This is a genomic window from Streptomyces sp. 3-6 (assembly GCF_056323165.1).
In genome coordinates this window covers 33,084-55,614 of record NZ_JBWHZP010000026.1, presented here as the reverse complement: position 1 = coordinate 55,614, position 22,531 = coordinate 33,084, and the positions used below count along the sequence as shown (strand labels likewise).

Sequence of the window (22,531 nt, the reverse complement as noted above, 5' to 3'; positions counted from 1 at the left end):
TCCCGGCCCGGTGACACCACCCCCCGGGTCATGGTCGACAGGGGGCAAAAGTCATGCCGGGCCAGAAGGCCGGGAGCCTCATGATCGAGGCCGTCTAGAAGGTAACGGGGGCGGGCGGCTCTTGCGGGCCAGGTCCGTGGCAGGCGGCGGTCCGCTGATGAAGGGCGGGGCGGCGGTCCGTTGACGAAAGCCGAGGGGCGCAGGGCACGCCGGGCCTGGCGGCGGCCCGGCTCGCCGAGACGCCGCCGGCACGTCCCGCACCCCGCGTGCGGAAGCGCCTGAGCCGCGCTCACGTCACGGGAGTGCGCCCCCCGGATGCCGGTTGCCCGGGTCGGTGTCAGGCGCCGGAGGGCTGCGGCTGGGCCCGGCTGACGTCGTACACCCCGGCGACCTTGCGCATGGCGCGCATCAGGGCGGGCAGCTGGGCGGCGTCCGGCAGGTGCACGGTGTAGGTGTGCCGTACCTGCTGCTGGGTGGGGGGTTCGACGGTCGCGGAGACGATCTCGGCGCCCTCGACGGCCATGGCCTCGGTGAGGTCGGCGAGCAGGTGGGGCCGGACGAACGATTCGGCGACCAGGGTGACCCGGCACTCGGCGCCTTCGCCCCAGCGCACGCCGACCTCCTCCCGTCCGGCGTCCTTCATGCGCGTGACGGCGGAGCACCCGGCCCGGTGCACGGTGACCACGCCGCCGCGTACGGCGAAGCCGGTGATCTCGTCCGGTGGGACGGGTGTGCAGCAGCGGGCGAGCCGCACGGACGCGGCGGGGCGGTCGGCCAGGACCTCGGCGCGGGCCGCCGGGGGCCGCTCGGCGGACGCCCCGGACACGGGTCCCGGGGCGGCGGGTTCGGGCGCGCCGGGCCGGTCGTGGCCGGCCGGGGCTTCGGTCGCGGTGCCGTGCTCCTCGGCGGGGCGGGCGGCCAGCCGGCGCCGGATGGCGATCCGCGCGGCGGGCGTGCGGGCGTGGTCGAGCCATTCCCGGGACGGTTCGGAAGCGGGGTCCTGGCCCATCAGCAACTGCACCGTGTCGCCGTCCGTCAGCACGGTGCCGAGGGTGGCGAGGCGGCCGTTGACCCGGGCGCCGATGCAGGCGTGGGCGTCCTCGCCGTACTGCGCGTAGGCGGCGTCCACGCAGGTGGCCCCGTCGGGCAGGCCGAGGGTGCCGCCGTCGGGGCGGAAGACGGTGATCTCGCGGTCCTGGGACAGGTCCTCGCGCAGGGTGGACCAGAACGTGTCGGGGTCGGGGGCGGCCCGCTGCCAGTCCAGCAGGCGGGAGAGCCAGCCGGGGCGGGTCGGGTCGGCGCGTTCGCCGTCCGGCGCGGACTGCTCCTCCGGGGGCGCCGCGTAGGGGTTGCCCAGGGCGACGACACCGGCCTCGGCGACCTTGTGCATCTGGTGCGTGCGGATGAGGACCTCGACGACCTGGCCGTCCTCCCGTGCCACGGCGGTGTGCAGCGACTGGTACAGGTTGAACTTGGGGACGGCGATGAAGTCCTTGAACTCCGAGACCACGGGCGTCATGCAGGTGTGCAGTTCGCCGAGGACGCCGTAGCAGTCGGCGTCCTCGCCGACCAGGACCAGGACGCGGCCGAAGTCGGCGCCGCGCAGCTGCCCACGTTTGCGGGACACGCGGTGCACGGAGAGGAAGTGGCGGGGCCGGATGAGCACCTCGGCGGTGATGTCCGCCTCGCGGAGCACCGCGCGGACGTCGTCGGCGACCTCGGCGAGCGGGTCGTCGGAGCGGTCCGCGTTGGCCAGGATCAGCCCGCGGGTGTGTTCGTACTCCTCGGGGTGCAGGATGGCGAAGACCAGGTCCTCGAGTTCCGTCTTGAGCGCCTGCACGCCGAGCCGTTCGGCGAGCGGGATGAGGACGTCGCGGGTGACCTTGGCGATGCGTTCCTGCTTGGCGGGACGCATCACGCCCAGGGTGCGCATGTTGTGCAGCCGGTCGGCGAGTTTGATCGACATCACGCGCACGTCGTTGCCCGTCGCGACCAGCATCTTGCGGAACGTCTCGGGCTCGGCCGCGGCGCCGTAGTCGACCTTCTCCAGTTTGGTGACGCCGTCGACGAGGTAGCGGACCTCCTCACCGAACTGCTCGCACACCTGATCCAGCGTCACCTCGGTGTCCTCGACGGTGTCGTGGAGCAACGAGGCGGTCAACGTCGTGGTCTCGGCGCCGAGTTCGGCGAGGATCAGGGTCACGGCGAGCGGATGCGTGATGTACGGCTCGCCGCTCTTGCGCATCTGGCCGCGGTGCGAGGACTCGGCCAGGAGGTAGGCGCGGCGCAGCGGGTCGAGATCGGCGTCGGGGTGGTGGGCGCGGTGGGCCTCGACGACGTGCCCGATGGCGTCGGGAAGGCGGCTCCGGGCAGCGGGGCCGAGGAGCGCGGCGCGGCCGAGCCGGCGCAGGTCGAGCCGGGGGCGGGTCTTCCGGCGCGGTCCCGCCGGTGTGTCGTGACCGGCTGTCGCGCCACCCGGCGTCGCGGGATCGACGGCCTCGGCATTCATGGGCACCTCCGGCTGCGTGGACCGGCGGACGGGGCGTCCCAGGGCGGACTCGGGCTCGGGGGACGCTGAGCGTCCTCCCGTCCGGGCCGGTGCTTGATGCTACCGAGCCCAGCATGCGCGACCGGTCGGCTCCGGCCGAGCGTGAAACGGATCACCCATTCGAGCGATGGACGGCGCGGCGACGCTTTCACGCCACCGGACAGCCGGCTGCCCTTGATCCCGAAGCCGGACTCGGCTCCCGGCCCCGCGAAGGATGCCGGGAGACGCTCACGCCTCTGGGATGTCAAGCCGTCACCGTCCTCGACCGAGCGCCTTCTCCAGCCACTCGGGCTCGATCCAGCCCTCGGCGACGATCACCGCCGGTCCGGTCATCTCGATCTCCCCGTCGGGCCGCTCGGTGATCACCAGCGTCCCTCCGGGCACGTCCACGGTGTAGGTGGCGGGGGTTCCGGTCACCGCGGGGTCGGCTCCGTCCCGGCGGGCGGCGGCCACGGCGACGGCACAGGCGCCGGTGCCGCAGGACCGGGTCTCTCCCACGCCGCGCTCGTGCACCCGCATCGCCACGTGGCGCGGACCGCGGTCGGCCACGAACTCGACGTTCACCCCGTCCGGGTAGGCGTCGGCCGGGCCGACGGGGGGCGGCGCCAGCAGGTCGCCGGCGTGCGCCAGGTCCTCGACGAAGGCCACGGCGTGGGGGTTGCCCATGTTCACGTTGCGGGCGGGCCAACTGCGGTCGCCGACCCGCACCGTGACCTCCCCCTCGGGGAGCAGGGCCCGGCCCATGCCGACGGTGACGTCGCCGTCCTTGGCGAGGTGCACGGTCTTCACGCCCCCGCGGGTGGCGATCGCGAGGTCGCCCTCGGCCGCGTACCCGGCGTGCTGGAGGTAGCGCGCGAAGACCCGCACGCCGTTGCCGCACATCTCGGCGATCGAGCCGTCGCCGTTGCGGTAGTCCATGAACCACTCGGCCTCGGCCGCCAGGGCGCGCGCCTCCGGGTGGGCGGCGGACCGCACGACGTGCAGCAGTCCGTCGCCGCCGATGCCCGCGCGGCGGTCGCACAGGGCGGCGACGGCGGCCGGGGGCAGATCGACGGTGTTCTCGGGGTCCGGGACGATCACGAAGTCGTTCTCGGTGCCGTGCCCCTTGAGGAAGGCGGTCCGCGTGCTCATCCCTCGATCGTACGGGGTGGTGCTCCGGGGCGTTCACCGCCGTCCGGCCGGGTCAGCGGAGCCGGGCGACCCGCCAGACGGCCAGCGCCACCACGCCGACGACCAGCACGGCGTAGGCGCCGACGACACGCCAGTCGGGGCGGCGTCCGGAGCCCCGGGAGGGCAGGCCGGGCCAGGTGTGCCCGACCCGGCGGGCGGCCATCATGCCCCACCCCGCGGAGCAGGAGCAGATCAGCAGGCCCAGCATGGCGATCACGGCGCCGCTGTCGCCGAAGTCGAAGGCGAGCGGGAAGGCGAACATCAGGGAGCCGACCGCGGCCAGGCCGACGATGGGGGCGAGCTGCCACAGGCGCAGCCGGCGCTGCGGGCGCAGCTCGACCTCGACCTCGTCGCCGCCCGCGAACATCTCGTCCGGCTCCGGGCCGTCGTCGGTCACACCGCCCTGCGTCTCCTCCGGCCCGTCGGGGCTGAGACGGTCGGTTTCCTGCTCCGGTGCACCCCGCTCGGTGGTGAGGTGCTCGGTACCGTGTGCGGTGTCGCGAGGGCCGGCCTCCATCGCCACGCGCCCTCCCAACTTGGACTCCACTTGGTCGATCGAAGCTCGATGATGGCACGCCGTCACAGGCCCCGATGACGGCCTGGGCGTCCCGATGCCAGGACGTGATCAGGCTGTAACCGGTCGTTCGACCAACGACAGCGCGAGCTGCGGAAGTTCCCCCAGGTCCTCCGCGGCCCCACTCAACCAGTGCACCCGCGGGTCGCGCCTGAACCATGAATCCTGACGGCGCGCGAAGCGTTTGGTGGCGCGCACGGTCTCCGACCGTGCCTCGTCGAGGGTGCACTCGCCCGCGAGTGCCGCGAGCACCTGCTGGTAGCCGAGCGCGCGCGACGCCGTACGCCCCTCGCGCAACCCCTGCGCCTCCAGTGCGCGCACTTCCTCGACCAGTCCGGCCTCCCACATGCGGTCGACCCGGCGGGCGATGCGCTCGTCCAGCTCGGGCCGGGCCACGTCGACGCCGATCTGGAGGGTGTCGTAGACCGCGTCGTGGCCGGGGAGGTTGGCGGTGAACGGCCGGCCGGTGATCTCGATCACCTCCAGGGCACGGACGATCCGGCGCCCGTTGCTCGGCAGGATGGCCCGGGCCGCCTCGGGGTCGGCGGCGGCGAGCCGGGCGTGCAGCGCGCCGGAGCCGCGCAGCGTGAGCTCCTCCTCCAGCCTGGCCCTGACCTCGGGATCCGTGCCGGGGAACTCCAGGTTGTCGACGGCCCCCCGGACGTACAGCCCGGAGCCGCCCACCAGGACGGGCCAGCGCCCCTCGGCGAGCAGGGCGTCGATCCGTGCCCGCGCGAGGCGCTGGTACTCGGCGACGGAGGCGGTGACGGTGACGTCCCAGATGTCCAGCAGGTGGTGCGGCACTCCGCCGCGCTCCTCGGGCGTCAGCTTGGCGGTGCCGATGTCCATCCCTCGGTAGAGCTGCATCGAGTCGGCGTTGACGACCTCACCGCCCAGCTGTTGCGCCAGATAAACGCCCAGATCGGACTTTCCGGCCGCCGTGGGGCCGACGACGGCGATGACGCGGGGGGTGGGGGCTGCGCTGCTCACCGATCCAGTCTCCCAAACCTCCGGCCCGGCCCTCGAACGAGTTACGTGACGGGGCCCGGGCGGGGTCGTTCCCCGTTGCAGCGCGCGACCACGCGCCACGACGCGGGACGCCGCCCGCACGAGTACCGTATGGAGTTGACATGGGCGTTTTTGCACGGCTTCTTCGGAGAACCAAGGCCGGAACGGCCGAGGCCGCCGGAACCGCGGAGACGGAGGAGGTCCGGCCGGACGGGACCCCGGCGGACGACGGAACGGAGACCGGCGAGCGGCCGGCGGGCGAGTCGGCAGCCGACGGGGCGGCCGAGGACACCGCCGGGCCGACCCCGGAGGCGGAGCGCTCCGCCTCGGCTCCGGAAGCGTCGGACGGCGGCCGGGCCTCGGGGGCCGCCGGCGGCTCCGACGGCATCGGGATCCCGAAGCAGCAGTCCGCCGAGGCGGCCGGCAGCGACGCCGGTGAGGGCGCCCGCACGTAGACGTCCGCGACGGAAGGTGAACCATGGGTCTCCTGGACAATCTGAAGGCCAAACTGGGCCCGGCGAAGGGCAAGGTCTCCGACCTCGCCCAGCAGCACGGGGACAAGATCCAGAGCGGCCTGGACAAGGCCGCGAAGACCGTCGACCAGCGGACCAAGGGCAAGTACAGCGACCGGATCCAGACGGGCACCGGCAAGGCCAAGGGCGCCGTGGACCGGCTCGCGCAGAAGGACGACCCCGGCAGCAAGGGCACGGGTGGCACCACGCCGCCCGCGGGGCCGCCGCCCGCTTCCTGAGCGGAGCGGCAGGACGACGCCGGACGGCCGGAGGCAGGTGCGCCTCCGGCCGTCCGGCGTTGCGCCCGCTCCGTCCGTGCGGCGTTGCGCCCCGCTCCGTCCGTGCGGCGTCGTGGCGTTCCGGGCGTCGGGCCGTGTGAGTCTTCGCCGGGGCGGCGCGCCCTCGGACGGCGGTTCGACGCCGGCAGGATCCGGCGGTGCGGGGGGGGCCGGGGGCCGGGGGCCGGCGGGTCCGCGGACGGGACGGACCGCATCACGTCGTCCCGTTCGGGCGGCGTCCCGACGGTCCGTGTCAGGACCAGGTGATCCGTGTCAGGACCAGGTGGCCACCAGGTAGCCCACCCCGTAGGGGGCGTCCTCGTACAGCAGCGCGCCCTCCAGGCCGGCGTCCTCCGCCGCGCCCGCCAGCACCTGCCACGGTGCCCGTCCGGACACCTTGAGTTCCCGGGCCAGACCGGGGTCCAGGGCGCGCAGGGCCGCCGTGTCGACCGTCTCCAGCGCCCGCGCCACCCCGGCGTCGAAGGGCGCGGCCCGCTCGTCGAGGTACCCGGGCGCCTTGAGCGTGCGGCAGGCGCTGGCGTCGCCCAGCACGAGGAGCGCCACCCGCTCCGCCCGGGCACCGAGTTCGCGTCCCCGGTCCACGCACCGCTCCGCGGTGAGGAATTCGCCCACGCCGAGTCCCTCGACCGGGGCCCCCGTCCATCCGCTGCGGGCCAGCAGCCAGGCCCCCACGGCCAGCGCGGGCGGGAGGTCCTTCCCCCCGGCGGCGTCGGGCCGGGCGCCGGTACCCGTGTCACCGCCCGCGTGTGTCCCGAGCCGCACGTCGAGGTCGACGCCGAAGCCGCGGAAGGTCCCCGCCGTGCCCCCGGGGAAGGTCTCCGGGCCGGCGCTGTCCGTGGTGCCGTCCGTGGCGCTGTCCGAGGGGGTGTTCGAGGGGGTGTCCGTGGGGCCGACCACCACGAGCAGGTCGGGGCGGGCCGCGGCGAGCACCCCGATCGCGTCCGCGCAGGCGGCGCGAGCGGTGTCCAGTTCGGGGGCGGCGCCCGCGGCGATCTCGGGCAGCAGCAGCGGCGGGCAGGGGCAGACGGCGGCGGCGACTAGCATGATCGGCAGCGTAGCCCGCGCCCCGACGGCGCGGGCTACCGCACGCCCGTGGCCAACTTCCCCGGTACCTCGCCCCGCCACGGGAGCCGTCGCCGACCGGCCGGCCGAACCGCCGCGACCGTGCCCGCGTGGGCGGGCACAGTGGGCCGGGGCCGGGTCGTCCCGTCGGCCGACTCGCGACGGCCCCGCCCCCGCATCCCGGTCCGGGTCAGTCGCCGCCGCAGCCGCCGGTCACGGCCGGAAGCGGCTCGGGGACCCCGACCTTCGGCAGCCCGAGCATGACACCGGCGGGCTGGGGGCTCTTCTCCGCGGTGCGCCTCTCCCAGGCGTCGCCCGCGCGGGTGCGCCGCACGTCCAGGACGGCGCCCTCGGCGAGGAGGTGGTGCGGGGCGGCGTAGGTGATCTCGACGGTGACCACGTCACCGGGGCGGACCTCGCCGTCCGGCTTGGTGAAGTGCACCAGGCGGTTGTCCGGGGCCCGGCCGGAGAGGCGGTGGGTGGTGTCGTCCTTGCGGCCCTCGCCCTCCGCGACCATCAGGTCGACGGTCCGGCCGACCTGCTTCCTGTTCTCCTCCCAGGAGATCTCCTCCTGGAGGGCCACCAGTCGCTCGTAGCGCTCCTGGACGACCTTCTTGGGGATCTGGCCGTCCATCTCGGCCGCGGGGGTGCCCGGGCGCTTGGAGTACTGGAAGGTGAACGCCTGCGCGAAGCGGGCCTCGCGCACCACGTGCAGGGTCTGTTCGAAGTCCTCCTCGGTCTCGCCGGGGAAGCCCACGATGATGTCCGTGCTGATCGCCGCGTGCGGGATGGCGGCCCGGACCTTGCCGATGATCCCGAGGAAACGCTCCTGCCGGTAGGAGCGGCGCATCGCCTTGAGGATCGGGTCGGAGCCGGACTGCAGCGGCATGTGCAGCTGGGGCATCACGTTGGGCGTCTCGGCCATGGCGGCGATGACGTCGTCGGTGAAGTCCCGGGGGTGCGGGGAGGTGAACCGGACGCGCTCCAGGCCGTCGATGCCTCCGCAGGCCCGCAGCAGCTTGCTGAACGCCTCACGGTCGCCGATGTCGGAACCGTAGGCGTTGACGTTCTGTCCGAGCAGCGTGATCTCCGAGACGCCGTCGGCGACCAGGGCCTCGATCTCGGCGAGGATGTCGCCGGGGCGGCGGTCCTTCTCCTTGCCGCGCAGCGCCGGGACGATGCAGAAGGTGCAGGTGTTGTTGCAGCCGACGGAGATCGACACCCAGGCGGCGTAGGCGCTCTCGCGGCGGGTCGGGAGCGTGGAGGGGAACGCCTCCAGCGACTCGGCGATCTCGACCTGCGCCTCCTCCTGGACGCGGGCGCGCTCCAGCAGCACCGGCAGCTTGCCGATGTTGTGCGTGCCGAAGACGACGTCCACCCACGGAGCCCGCTTGACGATGGTGTCGCGGTCCTTCTGGGCCAGGCAGCCGCCGACGGCGATCTGCATGCCGGGCCGGCTCGCCTTCCTGGGAGCGAGGTGGCCGAGGTTGCCGTAGAGCTTGTTGTCGGCGTTCTCCCGGACGGCGCAGGTGTTGAAGACGACGACGTCCGCCTCCCCGTCGGCGCCTCCCGGGGCGCGGACGTAGCCCGCGTCCTCCAGCAGGCCGGCCAATCGCTCGGAGTCGTGGACGTTCATCTGGCACCCGTAGGTGCGGATCTCGTACGTCTTGGCTGCTCGAACGTCCACTGCCGTGCTCCGGTCGCTGCTGCTGGTCATTGCTCAAGGGTAGGCGCTGCGCGAAGCCCTCCGCCCCCGTCCTCCCCTCCGGCCCCCGCGACGGGATCCCGGGCCCGGCGGGCGCCCCGCCCGAGGAACGTCGCGCGTGAGACGCTCCATGGCCCACAGGCTCACATCCGTGCGCGGCCGTCTCGTCCGTCCGTGGGCGGACGGCGGGCGGCCGGGCAGCGGGCGGGCGGCTGGACGGCGGTCAGCGCAGGGGGCGGCAGTACAGCGCGTCCGGGGTGCGCCAGGAGCCGATGCGGCCGGTGTAGGCGATGCCGGCCAGGTACTCCCCGTCGGCGCACTGGCCCTTGTGGTGGCCGTGGGCGAAGTCGCCGCCCCGGGGAGCCGGGCCCCGGTTGTCACCGCGGTCGAACCACACCGTGCGGCCGTTCCCGCCGAGCCGGTCGGGGGTCGCTTCGAAACAGAGGGCCGAGGAGACGGCCGCACCGCGCACGGCGTACCCCGCCATGAAGTACCCCGCGGGGCACTGCAGCTTGGTGTAGCCGCCGGCCCAGTCGCGACCCGCTTCCACGTACCGCTCGTCGACGACGACGCGGTGTCCGCCGCCCTTCGCGGCGAGGTCCCCGGCGGTCACGTCCGAGCACAGGCCGCGGCCTCCGGTGTGGCCGAGGCCGATCAGGCGCTGTCCGTCGGGGCAGACGGCCTTGCGGGCACCGGGGTCGAAGTCCGGCAGGGCGCGTATCCGGCGGGACTGGACGACGTCCCCGTGGTCGGGGCTGAGCTGGGACCAGTCGGCGGCCGGGGGCACCGGTCCGGTGCGGCCCTCGGCCCGCACCAGGCGGCTCCAGGCGGCGGCCCGCCAGTCGTCGCCGTCGTGCACGCCCATGCGGTGGCCGGCCGCGTCCCAGTGCAGCAGGGCCCAGCCGTTGCCCCGGCGGTTCTCGTGCCAGCCGACCAGCGGCCAGTACGCGAAGTCGGCGTCGCTGCGGATCAGGTGGTCGACGAAGTTCTCGAACCAGGCGCGGGGTGCGGCGGCGGTCTCCTCGCGGCCCCCGACGCCGAACTCGCTGATCCAGACGGGGGCGGTGAAGTGCCGGTCGGTCTCGGCGGCGACGAACAGGGCCTGCCGGTTCACGACGTCGACCAGTTCGGCCGGGGTCAGGTCCTGGTAGCGGGGGTCGCTGGTCTCGCCCAGGCCGGTGGCGCCGGTGTGGCGGGGGCCGGTGTAGCCGTAGAAGTGGGCCGAGTAGACCAGTTTCCCGGAGTCGACGAGGGTGTGGGAGAGGTGGCGGGCCGGTTCCAGGGTGGGCCGCCCGTGCGGGAGGCCGTCGACGGGGAGGCCGGTCCAGTTGATGCCCTCGACGACGATCAGCAGGTCGGGGTCGGCCTCGGTCAGGATGCGGTCGGCGACGCGCTGCGAGGCGGCGAACCAGTCGTGCCGGTCGCCGAGCCCCCAGTTCGGGTCGTCCCAGACGGAGCGGCGCACCTCGTTGTACAGGTCGGCGCCCACGACCCGGTCGTTGTCCCGGTACCGGCGGGTCATGAACAGCCAGTCGTCCTCCCACTGCCCGGTGGTGCGGCTCGCGTTCCAGCGTTCGTTGCCGTCGACGCCGCAGCACCAGCGCGTGGTGTTGGTGTGGTTGTTGAGGATCACCGCGAGCCCGGCGGCGGTCAGTTCGCGCACCACCGTGTCGTACACCTGGAGCGGGGTTCGGCCACGCAGGGAGGGGTTGGCGGCGACGGCGTCGTCGGTGACGGGGACGGTGTCGTGGACCATCTCGTTGGAGAAGGGCAGCCGGACGCTGTTGATCCCGATCTCCCGGAAGCCCGCGATGATCTCGGCGATCGGGGCGCGGTCCAGGCCGAGCGGGACACGGCCCGCGTTCTCGCCGGCGTGGTGGTTGGCGTCGTCGTCCCGGCTGCCGGAGCCGTTCCAGGTGCCGCTGGCGCCGTGCCAGTTCCCGGAGCGGAGCTTGAAGCGGTCGCCGTCGGCGTCCACGATCCAGCGGCCCCGCGTGCTGAGCGGCGGGGTCCAGCCGGCCTCGGCGTCGGTGACCGCGCGCGGTGCGCCGGACGACGGGCCGGTGACCGGGACGGGGGTCGGGGGCGGCTCGCCGGCGGTGGTGGTCACGTCCCGGTGGTCCGGCGCCGCCGCCGCGGTGACCGGGGACAGGGGCGCCAAGAGGAGGGCCGCGGCGAGTGTGGCCCTGACGAGAAGTCCGCGCACGGTGACCGCCCTCGCTGCCGGATGCGACGGCACCGGACGCCCGATGCCATCGTTGTCATGGATCCGTCATAATGACGGACGGGCCGACAGAGGTCCAGACATCCGCACGGCGAACCGGCCCCGTCAGCCCCGGTCGTCCGGTTCCCACCCCTGACGCCGCAGCACCGCCGCCACGTCCGGCGCCCGGTAGTGCTCGCCCTTCAGCACCTTCCCGTCGGAGCGGCGCTCGACCTGGCCGTCGGGGCCCAGCTTCGTCATGTTGGAGCGGTGCACCTCGGCGATCACCGCGTCCAGGTCGATGCCGTGGACGAGGGCCGTGCCGTAGGCGACGTACACCACGTCGGCCAGCTCGTGCGCCAGCCGGTCCAGGGGGCCGGACACCGACACCTCGGCGACCTCCGCCGCCTCCTCCGCCAGCAACTCGCCCCGGCGGGCGGCGAGTTCGGGCGGGACCCGGGACGGCACCTCGCACGTCTCCAGGCCGAAGGCCTGGTGGAAGGCGCGGACCAGGTCGGCGGGCGATGCACTCATGCCGCGACTCTAGCGGCCCTCCCGGCCCCCGCCGGTCCCGCGCATCCGGAACCCGCGCACACCACAGGCCGCGCGACGGGACCCCGCCCGCACCACCGAGCACCCCGCCCGTCCCGTACGTCCCACCCCCGTCAGCGAGGCCGGCCGCCCGGCACTGCCCTGGTCAGCGGGGCCGGTCGGCTGGCAGGATCGCCGCATGCTCCACGCGCTGTCCCGGACCGGCAGGCGCCGGGCCCTGCGGGGCGCGGTCGCCGCCCTCCTCGTGCTCGGACTGCTGCTGTGGTGGCAGAAACCCTGGGCCGAGGAGCCGCCCGGCGGCACGGTGACCATGAGCACGGGCACCCGCGCCGGCGTCTACCAGAAGTACGGAGAGCTGCTGCGTACCGCACTCGGCAGGCACCTTCCGGACCTGGACATAAGCCTGCAGACCAGTGACGGCTCGCAGGAGAACCTCCGGCGGGTCGCGACCGGCCGTGCCGACTACGCGATCGCCGCCGCCGACGCGGTGGAGACCTACCGGCTGCGCGGCGGACCGGGCGCGGACCGGCTGCGCGGGGTGGCCCGCCTCTACGACGACTACGTGCAGCTGGTGGTCTCCCCCGACTCGGACATCCGCACCGTCTCCGACCTGCGCGGCAAGCGGGTCGCCATAGGGCCGCCCAAGTCCGGTGTCCGGCTCATCGCCAACCGCGTCCTGGAGGCGGCCGGCATCGACCCGGAGTCCGGCATCCGGCCGTCGTCCGAGGGCATCGACATCGGGCCGGAACGCCTCGGGCGCGACCTGGACGCCTTCTTCTGGTCGGGCGGGCTGCCCACCGACGGCCTGAAGGACCTGGCCGAGGACTCGGCGCTGCGCTTCGTGCCGATCGAGGCGAGCCTGGTCGCCGAACTGCACCGCAAGGGCGGGGCCACCCGCCACTACCGGGCCACCAACATGCCCGAGTCCGCCTATCCCGGCAGCCAGTACGGCGCCGCGGTCCCGACCATGGCCGTCTCCAACCTGCTGATCACCCGCACCGACGTGGATCCGCGGATCACCGAGTGGCTGACCCGCGTCGTCCTGCAGAGCCGGGACAACATCGGCGCGGACGTGCACTCCGCCCAGCTGGTCGACGTGCGCACCGCCATCTACACCGACCCGCTCCGGCTGCACGAGGGCGCCCGCCGCTACTACCGGTCCGTCAAGCCCTGAGGCCGGTCCTGCCCGGCGTCGAACCCGTTCCGCGGCACGGTGACCGTGACGCGCAGCCCGTGCGGGGCGTGGTGGTCGTACGCGATGGAGCCGCCGGACGCCGTGAGCAGGGCCCGCGAGATGGACAGACCGAGGCCGGAGCCGTTGACGTTCTGGTGCCGGCCGCTGCGCCAGAACCGGTCGCCCACCCGGGTCAGCTCCTCGTCGGTCAGCCCGGGTCCGGAGTCGGTGACGACGACGGAGGAGGTGTCCCGGCCGGAGGTGACGGACACCTCGACGGTCCCGTCCTCCGGCGTGAACTTCACCGCGTTGTCGATCACCGCGTCCAGGGCGCTGGACAGCGCGACCGGGTCCGCCCAGGCGGTGGCCGGCGGGCAGGTGCCGACCAGGCGGACCCCCTTCGCCTCGGCGGTCGGCGCCCAGGCGGCCACCCGTTCGGCAGCCAGCGCGCCGATGTCGGTGACCTGCAGCTGGGGCTCGCTGTGCTCGGCCAGGGCCAGCCCGAGCAGGTCGTCCAGGACCCGGGCCAGCCGCTTGCCCTCGGCCTGCACCGAGGCGATCTCCTCGTTGCCCTCCGGCAGCTCCAGGGCCAGCAGTTCGATGCGCAGCAGCAGGGCGGAGAGGGGGTTGCGCAGCTGGTGGGAGGCGTCCGCGACGAAGGCGCGCTGCTGCTCCAGCACGCTCTCCACGTGGTCCGCCATCTCGTTGAACGACCCAGCCAGCCGCCGCAGCTCCGGCGGCCCGCCGGCCACCGCCACGCGGGACTTCAGCCGCCCGGTGGCGATGTCGTGCGTGGTGGCGTCCAGGATCCGGACCGGCCGCAGCACCCAGCCGGTCAGCCGCAGGGCGGCACCGACGGCCAGCAGCATCGCCGCCGCCTCGCCCGCCGCGATCAGCAGCCAGCCCCGCAGGATGCGGGAGCGCATCTGCCCGGTGGGCGAGTCGGTGACCACCACCGCGACCACGTCACCGTCCCGGATCACCGGCGAGGCCACCACCAGGTTGCGCCGCTGCCAGGGCCACACCTGCTCGGGGTCGTGGCTGCGGCGGCTCAGCAGCGCCTCCTGGAAGGCGTCGCGGACCTCGCCCGTGCGGGGCAGGAACCAGTCGGCCGGCGCGTGCGCCATGGGTGAGTCGTTGAGGTAGAAGACCCCGGCTTTGATGCCGTAGACCTCGTGGTAGCTGCGCAGCTCCCGGCCGAGGGTCTCCTGGCGCTCGTTGATGTCCCCCGCGACCGGGTCGGTGGGCTCGGTGACGAACTGGGCCAGCGCCGCGAACCGCGCCGTGTCGTCGATCCGGTCCACGATGACCTTCTGCTGCTGCGCGCCGGCCAGGCTCACGGCGAGCGGCACGCCCAGGGCCAGCAGCACCGCCGCCATCAGGACGATGAGCAGCGGGAGCAGACGCGTGTGCACCCGGCCCCGCTACGGCGCGGGCGCGACGAGCCGGTACCCGACGCCGCGCACGGTCTCGATGAGGGCGGGCATCCGCAGCTTCGAACGCAGCGAGGCCACGTGCACCTCCAGGGTGCGTCCGGTGCCCTCCCAGGAGGTGCGCCACACCTCGCTGATGATCTGCTCCCGGCGGAAGACGACCCCGGGACGCTGGGCGAGCAGGGCCAGCAGGTCGAACTCCTTGCGGGTCAGCGGGACCACCGCGCCGTTCACGGTGACCTGGCGGGTGGGCAGCTCGATACGGACCGGCCCCAGGCGCAGCTCGCTCCCGCTCCCGCCGGGGACCTCCTCCTGGACGGAACGGCGACTGACGGCGTGGATGCGCGCCAGCAGCTCGCCCGTGTCGTACGGCTTGACCACGTAGTCGTCGGCGCCGAGGTTCAGGCCGTGGATGCGGGAGCGCACGTCGGAGCGGGCGGTCACCATGATCACCGGCGTGCTCGTGCGCTTGCGGATCCGGCCGCAGACCTCGTAACCGTCCTGGTCCGGCAGTCCGAGGTCGAGCAGCACGACGCCGAAGCCCTCGGCCTCGGGGACCAGCGCCTGGAGGGCCTCCTCGCCGCTGCGCGCGTGAGTGACATCGAAACCGTGCCGCGCCAGCACCGCGGACAGGGCGGCGGCGACGTGGTTGTCGTCCTCGACGAGCAGCAGTCTCATCCGGTCCCCTCTCGGTTCATCCGCCGTACGATCGATGCGTGTAGAAGTACGGGTGCACGCGCGCGTGCACCTTGCAGTCACGCCGATGCAGGAGGACGGCGTCAAGAGCGTTCCGGTTGCGCTTGGGTACCGTTACACGCACGAAATCACCCCTGCTCACAAGTGCTACGACAGGTGTCCGATTGCTATCGGATCGTGATGCTCAGATTCCCCTCAGATGTAATGACGCAGGTCTGAACGGTTACTACTGTCCTCCGAAACCGAGGAGGACGGAGCCTGAGAGCGATGACCGAAGTATCGGTGGCCAAGGAAGATGTGGCCGCGACCGGCGACCTGGTCGTCCTGAAGAGCGTCAACAAGCACTTCGGCGCGTTGCACGTACTCCAGGACATCGACCTGACGATCGCCCGAGGTGAAGTCGTCGTGGTCATCGGGCCCTCCGGGTCCGGGAAGTCCACCCTGTGCCGCACCATCAACCGTCTTGAGACGATCGACTCCGGGTCGATCACCATCGACGGCAAGCCCGTGCCGGCCGAGGGCAAGGAGCTCGCCAAGCTGCGCGCCGACGTGGGCATGGTCTTCCAGTCCTTCAACCTCTTCGCGCACAAGACCGTGCTCGAGAACGTGACGCTGGGCCAGGTCAAGGTCCGCAAGGCGGACAAGAAGAAGGCCGAGGAGCGGGCGCGCGCCCTGCTCGACCGGGTGGGCGTCGGCGCCCAGGCGGACAAGTACCCCGCGCAGCTCTCCGGCGGCCAGCAGCAGCGCGTCGCCATCGCGCGCGCCCTGGCGATGGAACCCAAGGTGATGCTCTTCGACGAGCCGACCTCGGCGCTCGACCCGGAGATGATCAACGAGGTGCTGGAGGTCATGCAGCAGCTCGCCCGGGACGGCATGACCATGATCGTCGTGACCCACGAGATGGGCTTCGCCCGTTCGGCCGCCAACCGCGTCGTCTTCATGGCCGACGGTCGCATCGTCGAGCAGGCTACGCCGGACCAGTTCTTCAGCAATCCGCGCAGCGACCGCGCCAAGGACTTCCTGTCGAAGATCCTGCACCACTGACGGCGCGCATCGCGCCCCGACGACTCGCGTCACCGGCCACACCGACCGGACCGCGTCACTTCACCAGTCAAAGGATGTGCACCATGAAGCTCCGCAAGGTCACCGCCGCCTCGGCCGTCGTCTTCGCCCTCGCCCTGACCGCCACCGCGTGCGGCGGCGACGACGGCGGCGACAGCGGTTCGTCGTCCTCCGGGGGTGGCGGCGAGAAGATCAAGATCGGCATCAAGTACGACCAGCCCGGTCTGGGCCTGAAGGAGCCGGACGGTTCCTTCTCCGGCTTCGACGTGGACGTCGCCACCTACGTCGCCAAGGAGCTCGGCTACGAGCCCGACCAGATCGAGTGGATCGAGACCAAGAGCGCCGACCGTGAGAACGCCCTCTCTCGCGGGGACGTGAAGCTGATCGCGGCGACGTACTCGATCACCGACGAGCGCAAGGAGAAGGTCGACTTCGCGGGTCCGTACCTGCTGGCCCACCAGGACCTGCTGATCAAGTCCGACTCGGACATCTCCGAGGCCACGGACCTGAACGACAAGAAGCTGTGCTCGGTCACCGGCTCGACCTCGGCGCAGAACGTCAAGAAGGACTTCGCCCCGAAGGCCCAGCTGAGCAACCGCGGTGGTTACTCCGAGTGCCTGTCCGCCCTGCAGAACGGGCAGGTGGACGCGCTGACCACCGACGACTCGATCCTCGCCGGCTACGCCGCGCAGGAGCAGTACAAGGGCAAGTTCAAGCTGGCCGGCCTGAAGCTCAGCAACGAGAACTACGGCGTCGGTGTCAAGAAGGGCGACACCGAGACCGTGGACAAGGTCAACAAGGCGCTGGAGAAGATGGTCTCCGACGGTTCGTGGCAGGAGGCCGTCGAGAAGAACTTCGGCCCCGCGAACTACAAGAACGAGGACGCGCCGAAGATCGGCGAGATCGTCCAGTAACGCGGGACTCCGCCGACGCAGGCTCCCCGCGCCCTCCGCGGGGAGCCGCGAACGTGCCGCCGCCTCCCATCTGGCCGGCGGCGGCACGTCACGTCCGCCACGTACGTCACACACCCGGAAGCGCGGGAGATCGTGTTCGACTTTCTTTCAAACTATGACGACCCGTCCCTACTGGGCGCCTTCTGGGTCACGGTGCAGCTCACCGTCTTCTCGGCCATCGGATCGCTGGTCTGGGGCACCCTGCTCGCAGCCATGCGGGTCAGCCCGGTCCCCCTCATGCGCGGCTTCGCCACCGTGTACGTGAACGTCGTCCGTAACATCCCGCTGACGGTCATCATCGTCTTCACCTCGCTCGGCCTCGCCGACATCTTCGGCCTGGCGATGGGCGCACCGGACAACTTCGAACTCAAGTACTTCCGGCTGGCCGTCCTCGGACTCGTCGCCTACACGGCGGCGTTCGTGTGCGAGGCGATCCGCTCGGGCATCAACACCGTGCCCGTGGGCCAGGCGGAGGCCGCCCGCGCGCTCGGGCTGAACTTCAGCCAGGTGCTGCGGCTCGTCGTGCTGCCGCAGGCCTTCCGCTCGGTCATCGGCCCGCTGGCCAACGTGCTGATCGCCCTGACCAAGAACACGACCGTCGCGGCCACGATCGGTGTGGCGGAAGCCGCGCTCCTGATGAAGGAGATGATCGAGAACGAGGCTCAGACGCTCCTCATCGGCGCGGTGTTCGCCTTCGGCTTCGTGGTGTTGACCCTGCCCACCGGCCTGTTCCTCAACTGGCTCAGCAAGCGCCTGGCGGTGAAGCGATGACCTCCGTCCTCTACGACGCCCCCGGCCCGCGGGCCAAGCGGCGCAACGTGATCCTCTCCGTGGTCTTCTTCGTCCTCCTGGCACTGCTGCTGTGGTGGGTGTGGCAGGTCATGGACGACAAGGGACAGCTGGAGTGGTCCCTGTGGAAGCCGTTCACGGAGGCCAACGCGTGGACGACCTACCTGCTGCCCGGCCTGGCCGACACCCTGAAGGCCGCGGCCCTGTCCATGATCATCGCCCTCCCCCTGGGCGCCGTCCTCGGCATCGCCCGGCTGTCGGACCACCGGTGGGTCCGCGGGCCGGCCGCCGTGGTGGTGGAGTTCTTCCGGGCCATCCCGGTGCTGCTCCTGATGCTGTTCGCGAACGAGTTCTTCGCGCGGTCCACGGACGTCAGCAGCGCCGACCGCCCGCTGTACGCGGTCGTCACGGGTCTGGTGCTCTACAACGCCTCGGTCCTCGCCGAGATCGTCCGCGCGGGCATCCTCTCCCTGCCCAAGGGCCAGGCGGAGGCCGGCTACGCGATCGGTCTGCGCAAGAGCCAGACCATGAAGAGCATCCTGCTGCCGCAGGCCGTCACCGCGATGCTGCCGGCCATCGTCAGCCAGCTCGTCGTGATCGTGAAGGACACCGCGCTCGGTGGTGTGATGCTCGGCTTCACCGAGCTGCTGAACTCGCGCGGCACGCTGGCGGCGAACTACGCCAACGTCGTCCCCAGCTTCATCGTCGTGGCGATCATCTTCATCGTGCTCAACTTCATCCTCACCTCCTTCGCCTCCTGGCTGGAGAACAAGCTCCGCAGCAGCAAGCGCGGCACGGGCGCCGTGCTGGGGGCCGAGGACGTCGCCGACCTCAACGCGGGAGAGGTCGGGGCGAACCCCGACGGCGGCGCGGGAGGCAAGACTCTCTGACGCCGTCCGGACACGGAAGTCGACTGTGGCCCACCGGTGACCGGTGGGCCACGGTCGTGTCCGGGGACACGCCCGTGCGCGCAGGCCATGGGGGTGACGCACTCCGGCGACCTTCATGATCGCCACTCGCTGCGGTCACTTGACGCAAGCACCGGCAATGGGTTGCATACGTTGTGTGATCGTGCACCCTGCTCCATTCTTCTGTTCACCCCCGTCCCCCGGGACGTCACTTCGAGCAGGGGACGCGGCGCCGTGGACCCGGTGATCATCGTCGGGGCGGGGCCCGTCGGGCTCACGCTCGCCCTGGCGCTGGCGCGTCAGGAAGTGCCCTGCGTGGTCCTCGACGAGGGGCCGGGCAAGGAGGAACCACGCGCCGCGCGCACCGTCGTGCTGCGCGAGGACACCGCGGCGCTCCTGGAGAGACTGACCGGCGTCGCCCTCGACGAGTACGGCACGCGTTGGGCCGGATGGCGGTCGATGCGGCGCAAGCAGGTGATGCGCGAGATCCTCTTCGACGACACCGGTGAGCCCGCCCCCCTGCACATCGCCCAGCACGAACTCACGCATGCCCTGCGCGCGGCCCTGGCCGGCGAACCGCTCGCCGAGATCGCGGTGGGCAGCCGCCTGGACTCGCTGGAGCAGGAACCTTCAGGCATCACCGCCCACACCCGCGGACCGGCGGGCACCTGGTGGCGCGGCAGCTATCTCGTCGGCTGCGACGGCCCCCGCTCGACCGTGCGCAAACTGCAGGACATCCGCTTCCCGGGCCGTACGGCGGTGGAGCGGCACGCCGTGGCGGCCCTGCGCGCCGACCTGCCCTGGGACGACGTGGCCCTGCTGCACCGCCTCCCCCCGTGGCGCACCAGCGGGCCCTCGGCCGGGGAGATCACCGCGCGACCGCTGCCCGACGGGGCCTGGCGGCTGGACTGGCTGCTGCCCCCCGGGAAGGACCTGGTCACACCGGAAGTGCTCCTGGCGCTCGTCCGGGAGACCCTGGCGGGCTGGACCGGCGGCCCGACCCCGCCGTACGACCTGCTGGACACCGGGGTCCACACCGTCCACCACCGGCTCGCCCGGCGCTGGCGCGCGGACCGCGTGTTCCTGGCCGGGGACGCCGCCCACCTCCTCGGCGCGCTGGGCACGCACGGCCTGGACGAGGGGCTGCGCGACGCCGACAACCTCGCCTGGAAGCTGGCACTGGCCTGGCACCACGGTCCGCACGAGGCACTGCTGAACAGCTACCAGACCGAGCGGCGGGCCCTCGTCGCCGCCCGGTTGCGGGCGGCCGACCAGACGCTGCCGTTGCTGCGCGGCGGCGGCGGGCTGCGTTCCCGACTGCCCGTGCCCGGCCGCGGGCACGACGCGCTGCTGATGGACGGTCACCTGGGGCAGGGCCCGGTCGGCGCCCCGGGGACGTACGACGCCTCGCCGCTGACGCCCCACGGCCTGGAAGGCTCCGTGCCGGTCGGCACGGAACCCGGTGCGCCGGTCACGGACGTCGTCGTGACGGCGGAGGACGGCACCTTCGTCCCCCTGCGGAACCGGCTCGGACGGGGCGCCCTGCTCGTGGTGCTGATCGCCCCCGGTACGGGTGTCTGGGCGCGGCGACACTGGGTCTCCGCCGGCATCATGCCCCGGCTCGCGGCGGCCGTGGCCGCGTTGCCGCATCCGGCGGAACTGCTGGTCGCCGAGGAGTACCCGGGGGCGGCGGCACACACGGTGCTGCTGGTCCGTCCGGACGGGCACCTGGTCACGGCGTTGAACGGAGTCCGGCCGACGGATCTCCACGCGGCGGCCGAGACGGTGCTCGGCGGTCCGTCGAGCGCGGACACGGGCTCCGGCCCGGAAGCCGGCACGGAGAGCGAGGCGGAAGCGAGGGCGGAGACCGTCTCGCCCTGACGGCTGGGCGCTTGACGCGGCGCGCCCACCCCACGGCAGCGCACTCGCTGCGACGCGCGCCCCGGACGGCGGCGCAGTCGGGGCGGCGCGCGCTCCTCCCGGCTCTCCCCGCCTCGGTGACCTGCCGTCACGGGTAGACTCGGGACAGGGACTTCCGTGCGCGCTCTGCGGCGGGCCACCAGGCCCCGGCCTCCCGGCGCCCCGAAGCCCCGGCGCCCGTGACAGGGCGCGCCGGGCGGGGCACGACCACCACACGCATGGTGCCGACATGCCGTCACCGCTCCTGCCCCTGCCTCTACCCCTCCCCCTGCCCGGATGTCACCTGGTGGTCGTGAGTTGAAGGCGTGGTCCGCCGCGTGGTGTACTCCCGCCGTGACCGACACCTGCGTGCACCTCTGGCGGAGGGTCCACATGGACCTCGTCCGCTACGCGGGCTGCGTGTGTCGCACGTCCTGTTGATTCGCGTTCTCTTCCTTCCTTCCGCGCGCCGACCGCCGCCCCCGTGCGTCGACGTCCCGCGCGCTCCGCGAACCTCCCTCAGGACGGTGCACATGTCCTCCTCCTCAGCCGCCTCTTCATCCCCGGCCCTGTCCCCGACCCCGGCCGGGCCCTCGTCCTTCGCCGGTCCTTCACCCTCCGGCAGTCCTTCTTCCTCCGCCGCCCCCTCCTCCCTCGGCGCGTCCCCCGCCCCGTCGGCACGACCCGCTCCCTCGGCGCCCTCGGAGCGCCTGACGCCCGCGGCGCCCTCGCAGGCGGACCTCCTGGCCTACGTACGACGCGTCGCCGCCGACCGTGAGCTGATCGCCGCCCTCCCCCTCGACCCCCACGACCGCACCTGGGTGCGGCTCGACGGCCCCCAGGGCAGCGAGGCGTGGCTGATCGGCTGGCCACCGGGCAGCGGCACCGGGTGGCACGACCACGCCGACTCGAACGGTGCCTTCGTGACCGCCTCGGGCGAACTGAGGGAGGACTCGCTCGCCGTCCGCCTGCCCACCGACGGCTGGCGGACGCTCGAACTGACCGACGGGGTGGACCGGAAGCGCCTGCTGCCGACCGGGCGAGGCCGTGCCTTCGGGCAGCACCACGTGCACGAGGTGCTCAACGCGTCCCCGGACCGGCACGCGGTGTCCGTGCACGCCTACTACCCGCCGCTCCCCCGCATCCGGCGCTACAGTCGCAGCGGCCCGGTGCTGCGCCTGGAGCAGGTCGAGCGCCCGGAGGACTGGCAGTGAGCCACAACGACGCCGGCGCCGGCGAGCCTCCGGCCGGGTCTCCCGAAGGCCGGGGCACGCCCGCCGGAATCGATGACCTGCTGGAGCGGGTGCGGGCGGGTTACGTCCGCGTCGGGCCGCACGCGGCCGCCGAGTCCGTCCGCACCGGCGAGGCCCTGGTGGTGGACATCCGGTACGCCGCCCTGCGGGAGCACGACGGGCTGATTCCCGGCGCCGTGGTCGTGGAGCGCAACGAGCTGGAGTGGCGGCTGGACCCTTGGGGCAGTCATCGCCTGCCCGAGGCGACGGGGCACGACCTGCACGTGATCGTGGTCTGCAACGAGGGCTACGCCTCCAGCCTCGCGGCGGAGTCACTGCACCGGCTGGGACTGCACCGGGCCACCGATCTGATCGGCGGTTTCCAGGCATGGCGGGCGGCGGGCCTGCCGGTGGTGCCTCCGGAGGGTTAGCGCGCCCAGCAGCACGGGCGTCGGCGGGGAACGCGCCCCTGGCGTCCCGGGCGCTGCCCCACCGTCGGCTGCGGCGGCCCGGTCGCCCGCTCTCTCCGCCCCGCTCCATGCTTCCACCGGGCCCGCCCGGGACCGGGCACTTCGCAGCGGCAGGTGGACGGGAGCCCTGTCGGGCCGGTCGTCACCCCGGATCTGGACCCGGCCGGGTCGTCACCCCGGAGCTGGGCCGGGCCAGGCGTCGCCAGTCATCGCAAGTCGTCGCCCCGGACCGGCGTGAGTGCGACACCGCCGCGCCCCGGACCGGCGTGCGGCACCGTCCGC

General features: G+C 73.0%; 21 protein-coding genes. 11 read left to right on the top strand and 10 right to left on the bottom strand.

Translation table 11 applies throughout. From position 1 onward, the window contains the following. Positions 1 to 337 precede the first annotated feature (337 nt). The 4 genes from AC02VZ_RS24175 to miaA all read right to left on the bottom strand — a co-directional run bounded on the left by AC02VZ_RS24175 (position 338) and on the right by miaA (position 5,282). Entirely contained in the window at positions 338 to 2,509 is a 2,172-nt protein-coding gene (locus AC02VZ_RS24175; RefSeq protein WP_432057745.1) for a RelA/SpoT family protein, read from the bottom strand. A 291-nt stretch (positions 2,510 to 2,800) separates the two neighbouring features. Continuing rightward, the gene (dapF, locus tag AC02VZ_RS24170) at positions 2,801 to 3,679 is read right to left on the bottom strand and encodes a diaminopimelate epimerase (RefSeq protein WP_432057746.1); all 879 of its coding nucleotides are present in this window, start codon (positions 3,677 to 3,679) and stop codon (positions 2,801 to 2,803) included. Between the two features lie 52 nt (positions 3,680 to 3,731). Continuing rightward, the gene (locus AC02VZ_RS24165; RefSeq protein ID WP_432057782.1) at positions 3,732 to 4,235 is read right to left on the bottom strand and encodes a hypothetical protein; all 504 of its coding nucleotides are present in this window, start codon (positions 4,233 to 4,235) and stop codon (positions 3,732 to 3,734) included. Positions 4,236 to 4,343: 108 nt separating this feature from the next. Further along, complete coding sequence (miaA, locus tag AC02VZ_RS24160; protein ID WP_432057747.1) at positions 4,344 to 5,282, bottom strand: tRNA (adenosine(37)-N6)-dimethylallyltransferase MiaA; 939 nt, start codon at positions 5,280 to 5,282, stop codon at positions 4,344 to 4,346. A 140-nt stretch (positions 5,283 to 5,422) separates the two neighbouring features. Here miaA and AC02VZ_RS24155 point away from each other — a divergent pair, with 140 nt between their 5' ends. Next, entirely contained in the window at positions 5,423 to 5,755 is a 333-nt protein-coding gene (locus AC02VZ_RS24155; protein ID WP_432057748.1) for a hypothetical protein, read from the top strand. A 23-nt stretch (positions 5,756 to 5,778) separates the two neighbouring features. After that, positions 5,779 to 6,051: an antitoxin gene (locus AC02VZ_RS24150; RefSeq protein WP_432057749.1), complete on the top strand. Its 273-nt coding sequence runs from the start codon at positions 5,779 to 5,781 to the stop codon at positions 6,049 to 6,051. 312 nt (positions 6,052 to 6,363) lie between these two features. On the opposite strand, the gene AC02VZ_RS24145 is transcribed toward AC02VZ_RS24150, so the two are convergent. From AC02VZ_RS24145 to AC02VZ_RS24130, 4 genes are all read right to left on the bottom strand, one after another. Further along, positions 6,364 to 7,155 carry a class III extradiol dioxygenase subunit B-like domain-containing protein gene (locus AC02VZ_RS24145; protein WP_432057750.1) on the bottom strand — a complete coding sequence of 264 codons (792 nt, stop codon included), beginning with the start codon at positions 7,153 to 7,155 and terminating at the stop codon, positions 6,364 to 6,366. Positions 7,156 to 7,363: 208 nt separating this feature from the next. Further along, the gene (miaB, locus tag AC02VZ_RS24140; protein ID WP_432057751.1) at positions 7,364 to 8,890 is read right to left on the bottom strand and encodes a tRNA (N6-isopentenyl adenosine(37)-C2)-methylthiotransferase MiaB; all 1,527 of its coding nucleotides are present in this window, start codon (positions 8,888 to 8,890) and stop codon (positions 7,364 to 7,366) included. Between the two features lie 211 nt (positions 8,891 to 9,101). After that, the gene (locus tag AC02VZ_RS24135; protein WP_476476380.1) at positions 9,102 to 11,084 is read right to left on the bottom strand and encodes a glycoside hydrolase family 5 protein; all 1,983 of its coding nucleotides are present in this window, start codon (positions 11,082 to 11,084) and stop codon (positions 9,102 to 9,104) included. Positions 11,085 to 11,207: 123 nt separating this feature from the next. Next, the gene (locus tag AC02VZ_RS24130; RefSeq protein WP_432057753.1) at positions 11,208 to 11,615 is read right to left on the bottom strand and encodes a pyrophosphohydrolase domain-containing protein; all 408 of its coding nucleotides are present in this window, start codon (positions 11,613 to 11,615) and stop codon (positions 11,208 to 11,210) included. Between the two features lie 196 nt (positions 11,616 to 11,811). On the opposite strand from AC02VZ_RS24130, the gene AC02VZ_RS24125 reads away from it, so the two are divergent. Then, positions 11,812 to 12,807 (top strand): TAXI family TRAP transporter solute-binding subunit, encoded by a 996-nt coding sequence (locus AC02VZ_RS24125; protein ID WP_432057754.1) that lies wholly within the window; start codon positions 11,812 to 11,814, stop codon positions 12,805 to 12,807. Here the strand turns inward: AC02VZ_RS24125 and AC02VZ_RS24120 are convergent. Together AC02VZ_RS24120 and AC02VZ_RS24115 are read right to left on the bottom strand one after the other, a co-directional pair. Then, a complete protein-coding gene (locus AC02VZ_RS24120; RefSeq protein WP_476476379.1) occupies positions 12,786 to 14,222 on the bottom strand; it encodes a sensor histidine kinase in 1,437 nt (478 codons plus the stop codon). The two genes, AC02VZ_RS24125 and AC02VZ_RS24120, sit on opposite strands and share 22 nt — an antisense overlap. 9 nt (positions 14,223 to 14,231) lie before the next feature. Continuing rightward, positions 14,232 to 14,918 carry a response regulator transcription factor gene (locus tag AC02VZ_RS24115; RefSeq protein ID WP_432057756.1) on the bottom strand — a complete coding sequence of 229 codons (687 nt, stop codon included), beginning with the start codon at positions 14,916 to 14,918 and terminating at the stop codon, positions 14,232 to 14,234. A gap of 285 nt (positions 14,919 to 15,203) precedes the next feature. Here AC02VZ_RS24115 and AC02VZ_RS24110 point away from each other — a divergent pair, with 285 nt between their 5' ends. From AC02VZ_RS24110 to AC02VZ_RS24075, 8 genes are all read left to right on the top strand, one after another. Next, a complete protein-coding gene (locus tag AC02VZ_RS24110) occupies positions 15,204 to 15,980 on the top strand; it encodes an amino acid ABC transporter ATP-binding protein (RefSeq protein WP_432057757.1) in 777 nt (258 codons plus the stop codon). An 83-nt stretch (positions 15,981 to 16,063) separates the two neighbouring features. Next, entirely contained in the window at positions 16,064 to 16,912 is an 849-nt protein-coding gene (locus tag AC02VZ_RS24105) for a glutamate ABC transporter substrate-binding protein (RefSeq protein ID WP_432057758.1), read from the top strand. Positions 16,913 to 17,044: 132 nt separating this feature from the next. After that, positions 17,045 to 17,722 carry an amino acid ABC transporter permease gene (locus AC02VZ_RS24100; RefSeq protein WP_362096132.1) on the top strand — a complete coding sequence of 226 codons (678 nt, stop codon included), beginning with the start codon at positions 17,045 to 17,047 and terminating at the stop codon, positions 17,720 to 17,722. Then, complete coding sequence (locus AC02VZ_RS24095) at positions 17,719 to 18,630, top strand: amino acid ABC transporter permease (RefSeq protein ID WP_432057759.1); 912 nt, start codon at positions 17,719 to 17,721, stop codon at positions 18,628 to 18,630. The genes AC02VZ_RS24100 and AC02VZ_RS24095 overlap by 4 nt, the downstream gene beginning before the upstream one ends. 252 nt (positions 18,631 to 18,882) lie before the next feature. Then, a complete protein-coding gene (locus tag AC02VZ_RS24090; protein WP_476476378.1) occupies positions 18,883 to 20,529 on the top strand; it encodes an FAD-dependent monooxygenase in 1,647 nt (548 codons plus the stop codon). Positions 20,530 to 20,844: 315 nt separating this feature from the next. Then, positions 20,845 to 20,988 carry a putative leader peptide gene (locus AC02VZ_RS24085; protein WP_432057761.1) on the top strand — a complete coding sequence of 48 codons (144 nt, stop codon included), beginning with the start codon at positions 20,845 to 20,847 and terminating at the stop codon, positions 20,986 to 20,988. Positions 20,989 to 21,080: 92 nt separating this feature from the next. Beyond that, a complete protein-coding gene (locus tag AC02VZ_RS24080) occupies positions 21,081 to 21,761 on the top strand; it encodes a cupin domain-containing protein (RefSeq protein WP_476476377.1) in 681 nt (226 codons plus the stop codon). Positions 21,762 to 21,829: 68 nt separating this feature from the next. Continuing rightward, entirely contained in the window at positions 21,830 to 22,210 is a 381-nt protein-coding gene (locus AC02VZ_RS24075) for a rhodanese-like domain-containing protein (RefSeq protein WP_476476382.1), read from the top strand. Positions 22,211 to 22,531: the final 321 nt, after the last annotated feature.

What these genes read in the sequence shown, in the direction of transcription:
- miaB (WP_432057751.1), bottom strand. Translation starts at nt 8,890, where the DNA reads ATGACCAGCAGCAGCGACCGGAGCACGGCAGTGGACGTTCGAGCAGCC.
- AC02VZ_RS24085 (WP_432057761.1), top strand. Translation starts at nt 20,845, where the DNA reads ATGTCACCTGGTGGTCGTGAGTTGAAGGCGTGGTCCGCCGCGTGGTGT.
- dapF (WP_432057746.1), bottom strand. Translation starts at nt 3,679, where the DNA reads ATGAGCACGCGGACCGCCTTCCTCAAGGGGCACGGCACCGAGAACGAC.
- AC02VZ_RS24145 (WP_432057750.1), bottom strand. Translation starts at nt 7,155, where the DNA reads ATGCTAGTCGCCGCCGCCGTCTGCCCCTGCCCGCCGCTGCTGCTGCCC.
- AC02VZ_RS24115 (WP_432057756.1), bottom strand. Translation starts at nt 14,918, where the DNA reads ATGAGACTGCTGCTCGTCGAGGACGACAACCACGTCGCCGCCGCCCTG.
- AC02VZ_RS24165 (WP_432057782.1), bottom strand. Translation starts at nt 4,235, where the DNA reads ATGGAGGCCGGCCCTCGCGACACCGCACACGGTACCGAGCACCTCACC.
- AC02VZ_RS24175 (WP_432057745.1), bottom strand. Translation starts at nt 2,509, where the DNA reads ATGAATGCCGAGGCCGTCGATCCCGCGACGCCGGGTGGCGCGACAGCC.
- AC02VZ_RS24110 (WP_432057757.1), top strand. Translation starts at nt 15,204, where the DNA reads ATGACCGAAGTATCGGTGGCCAAGGAAGATGTGGCCGCGACCGGCGAC.
- AC02VZ_RS24080 (WP_476476377.1), top strand. Translation starts at nt 21,081, where the DNA reads ATGTCCTCCTCCTCAGCCGCCTCTTCATCCCCGGCCCTGTCCCCGACC.
- AC02VZ_RS24130 (WP_432057753.1), bottom strand. Translation starts at nt 11,615, where the DNA reads ATGAGTGCATCGCCCGCCGACCTGGTCCGCGCCTTCCACCAGGCCTTC.
- AC02VZ_RS24095 (WP_432057759.1), top strand. Translation starts at nt 17,719, where the DNA reads ATGACCTCCGTCCTCTACGACGCCCCCGGCCCGCGGGCCAAGCGGCGC.
- AC02VZ_RS24150 (WP_432057749.1), top strand. Translation starts at nt 5,779, where the DNA reads ATGGGTCTCCTGGACAATCTGAAGGCCAAACTGGGCCCGGCGAAGGGC.
- AC02VZ_RS24125 (WP_432057754.1), top strand. Translation starts at nt 11,812, where the DNA reads ATGCTCCACGCGCTGTCCCGGACCGGCAGGCGCCGGGCCCTGCGGGGC.
- AC02VZ_RS24155 (WP_432057748.1), top strand. Translation starts at nt 5,423, where the DNA reads ATGGGCGTTTTTGCACGGCTTCTTCGGAGAACCAAGGCCGGAACGGCC.
- AC02VZ_RS24105 (WP_432057758.1), top strand. Translation starts at nt 16,064, where the DNA reads ATGAAGCTCCGCAAGGTCACCGCCGCCTCGGCCGTCGTCTTCGCCCTC.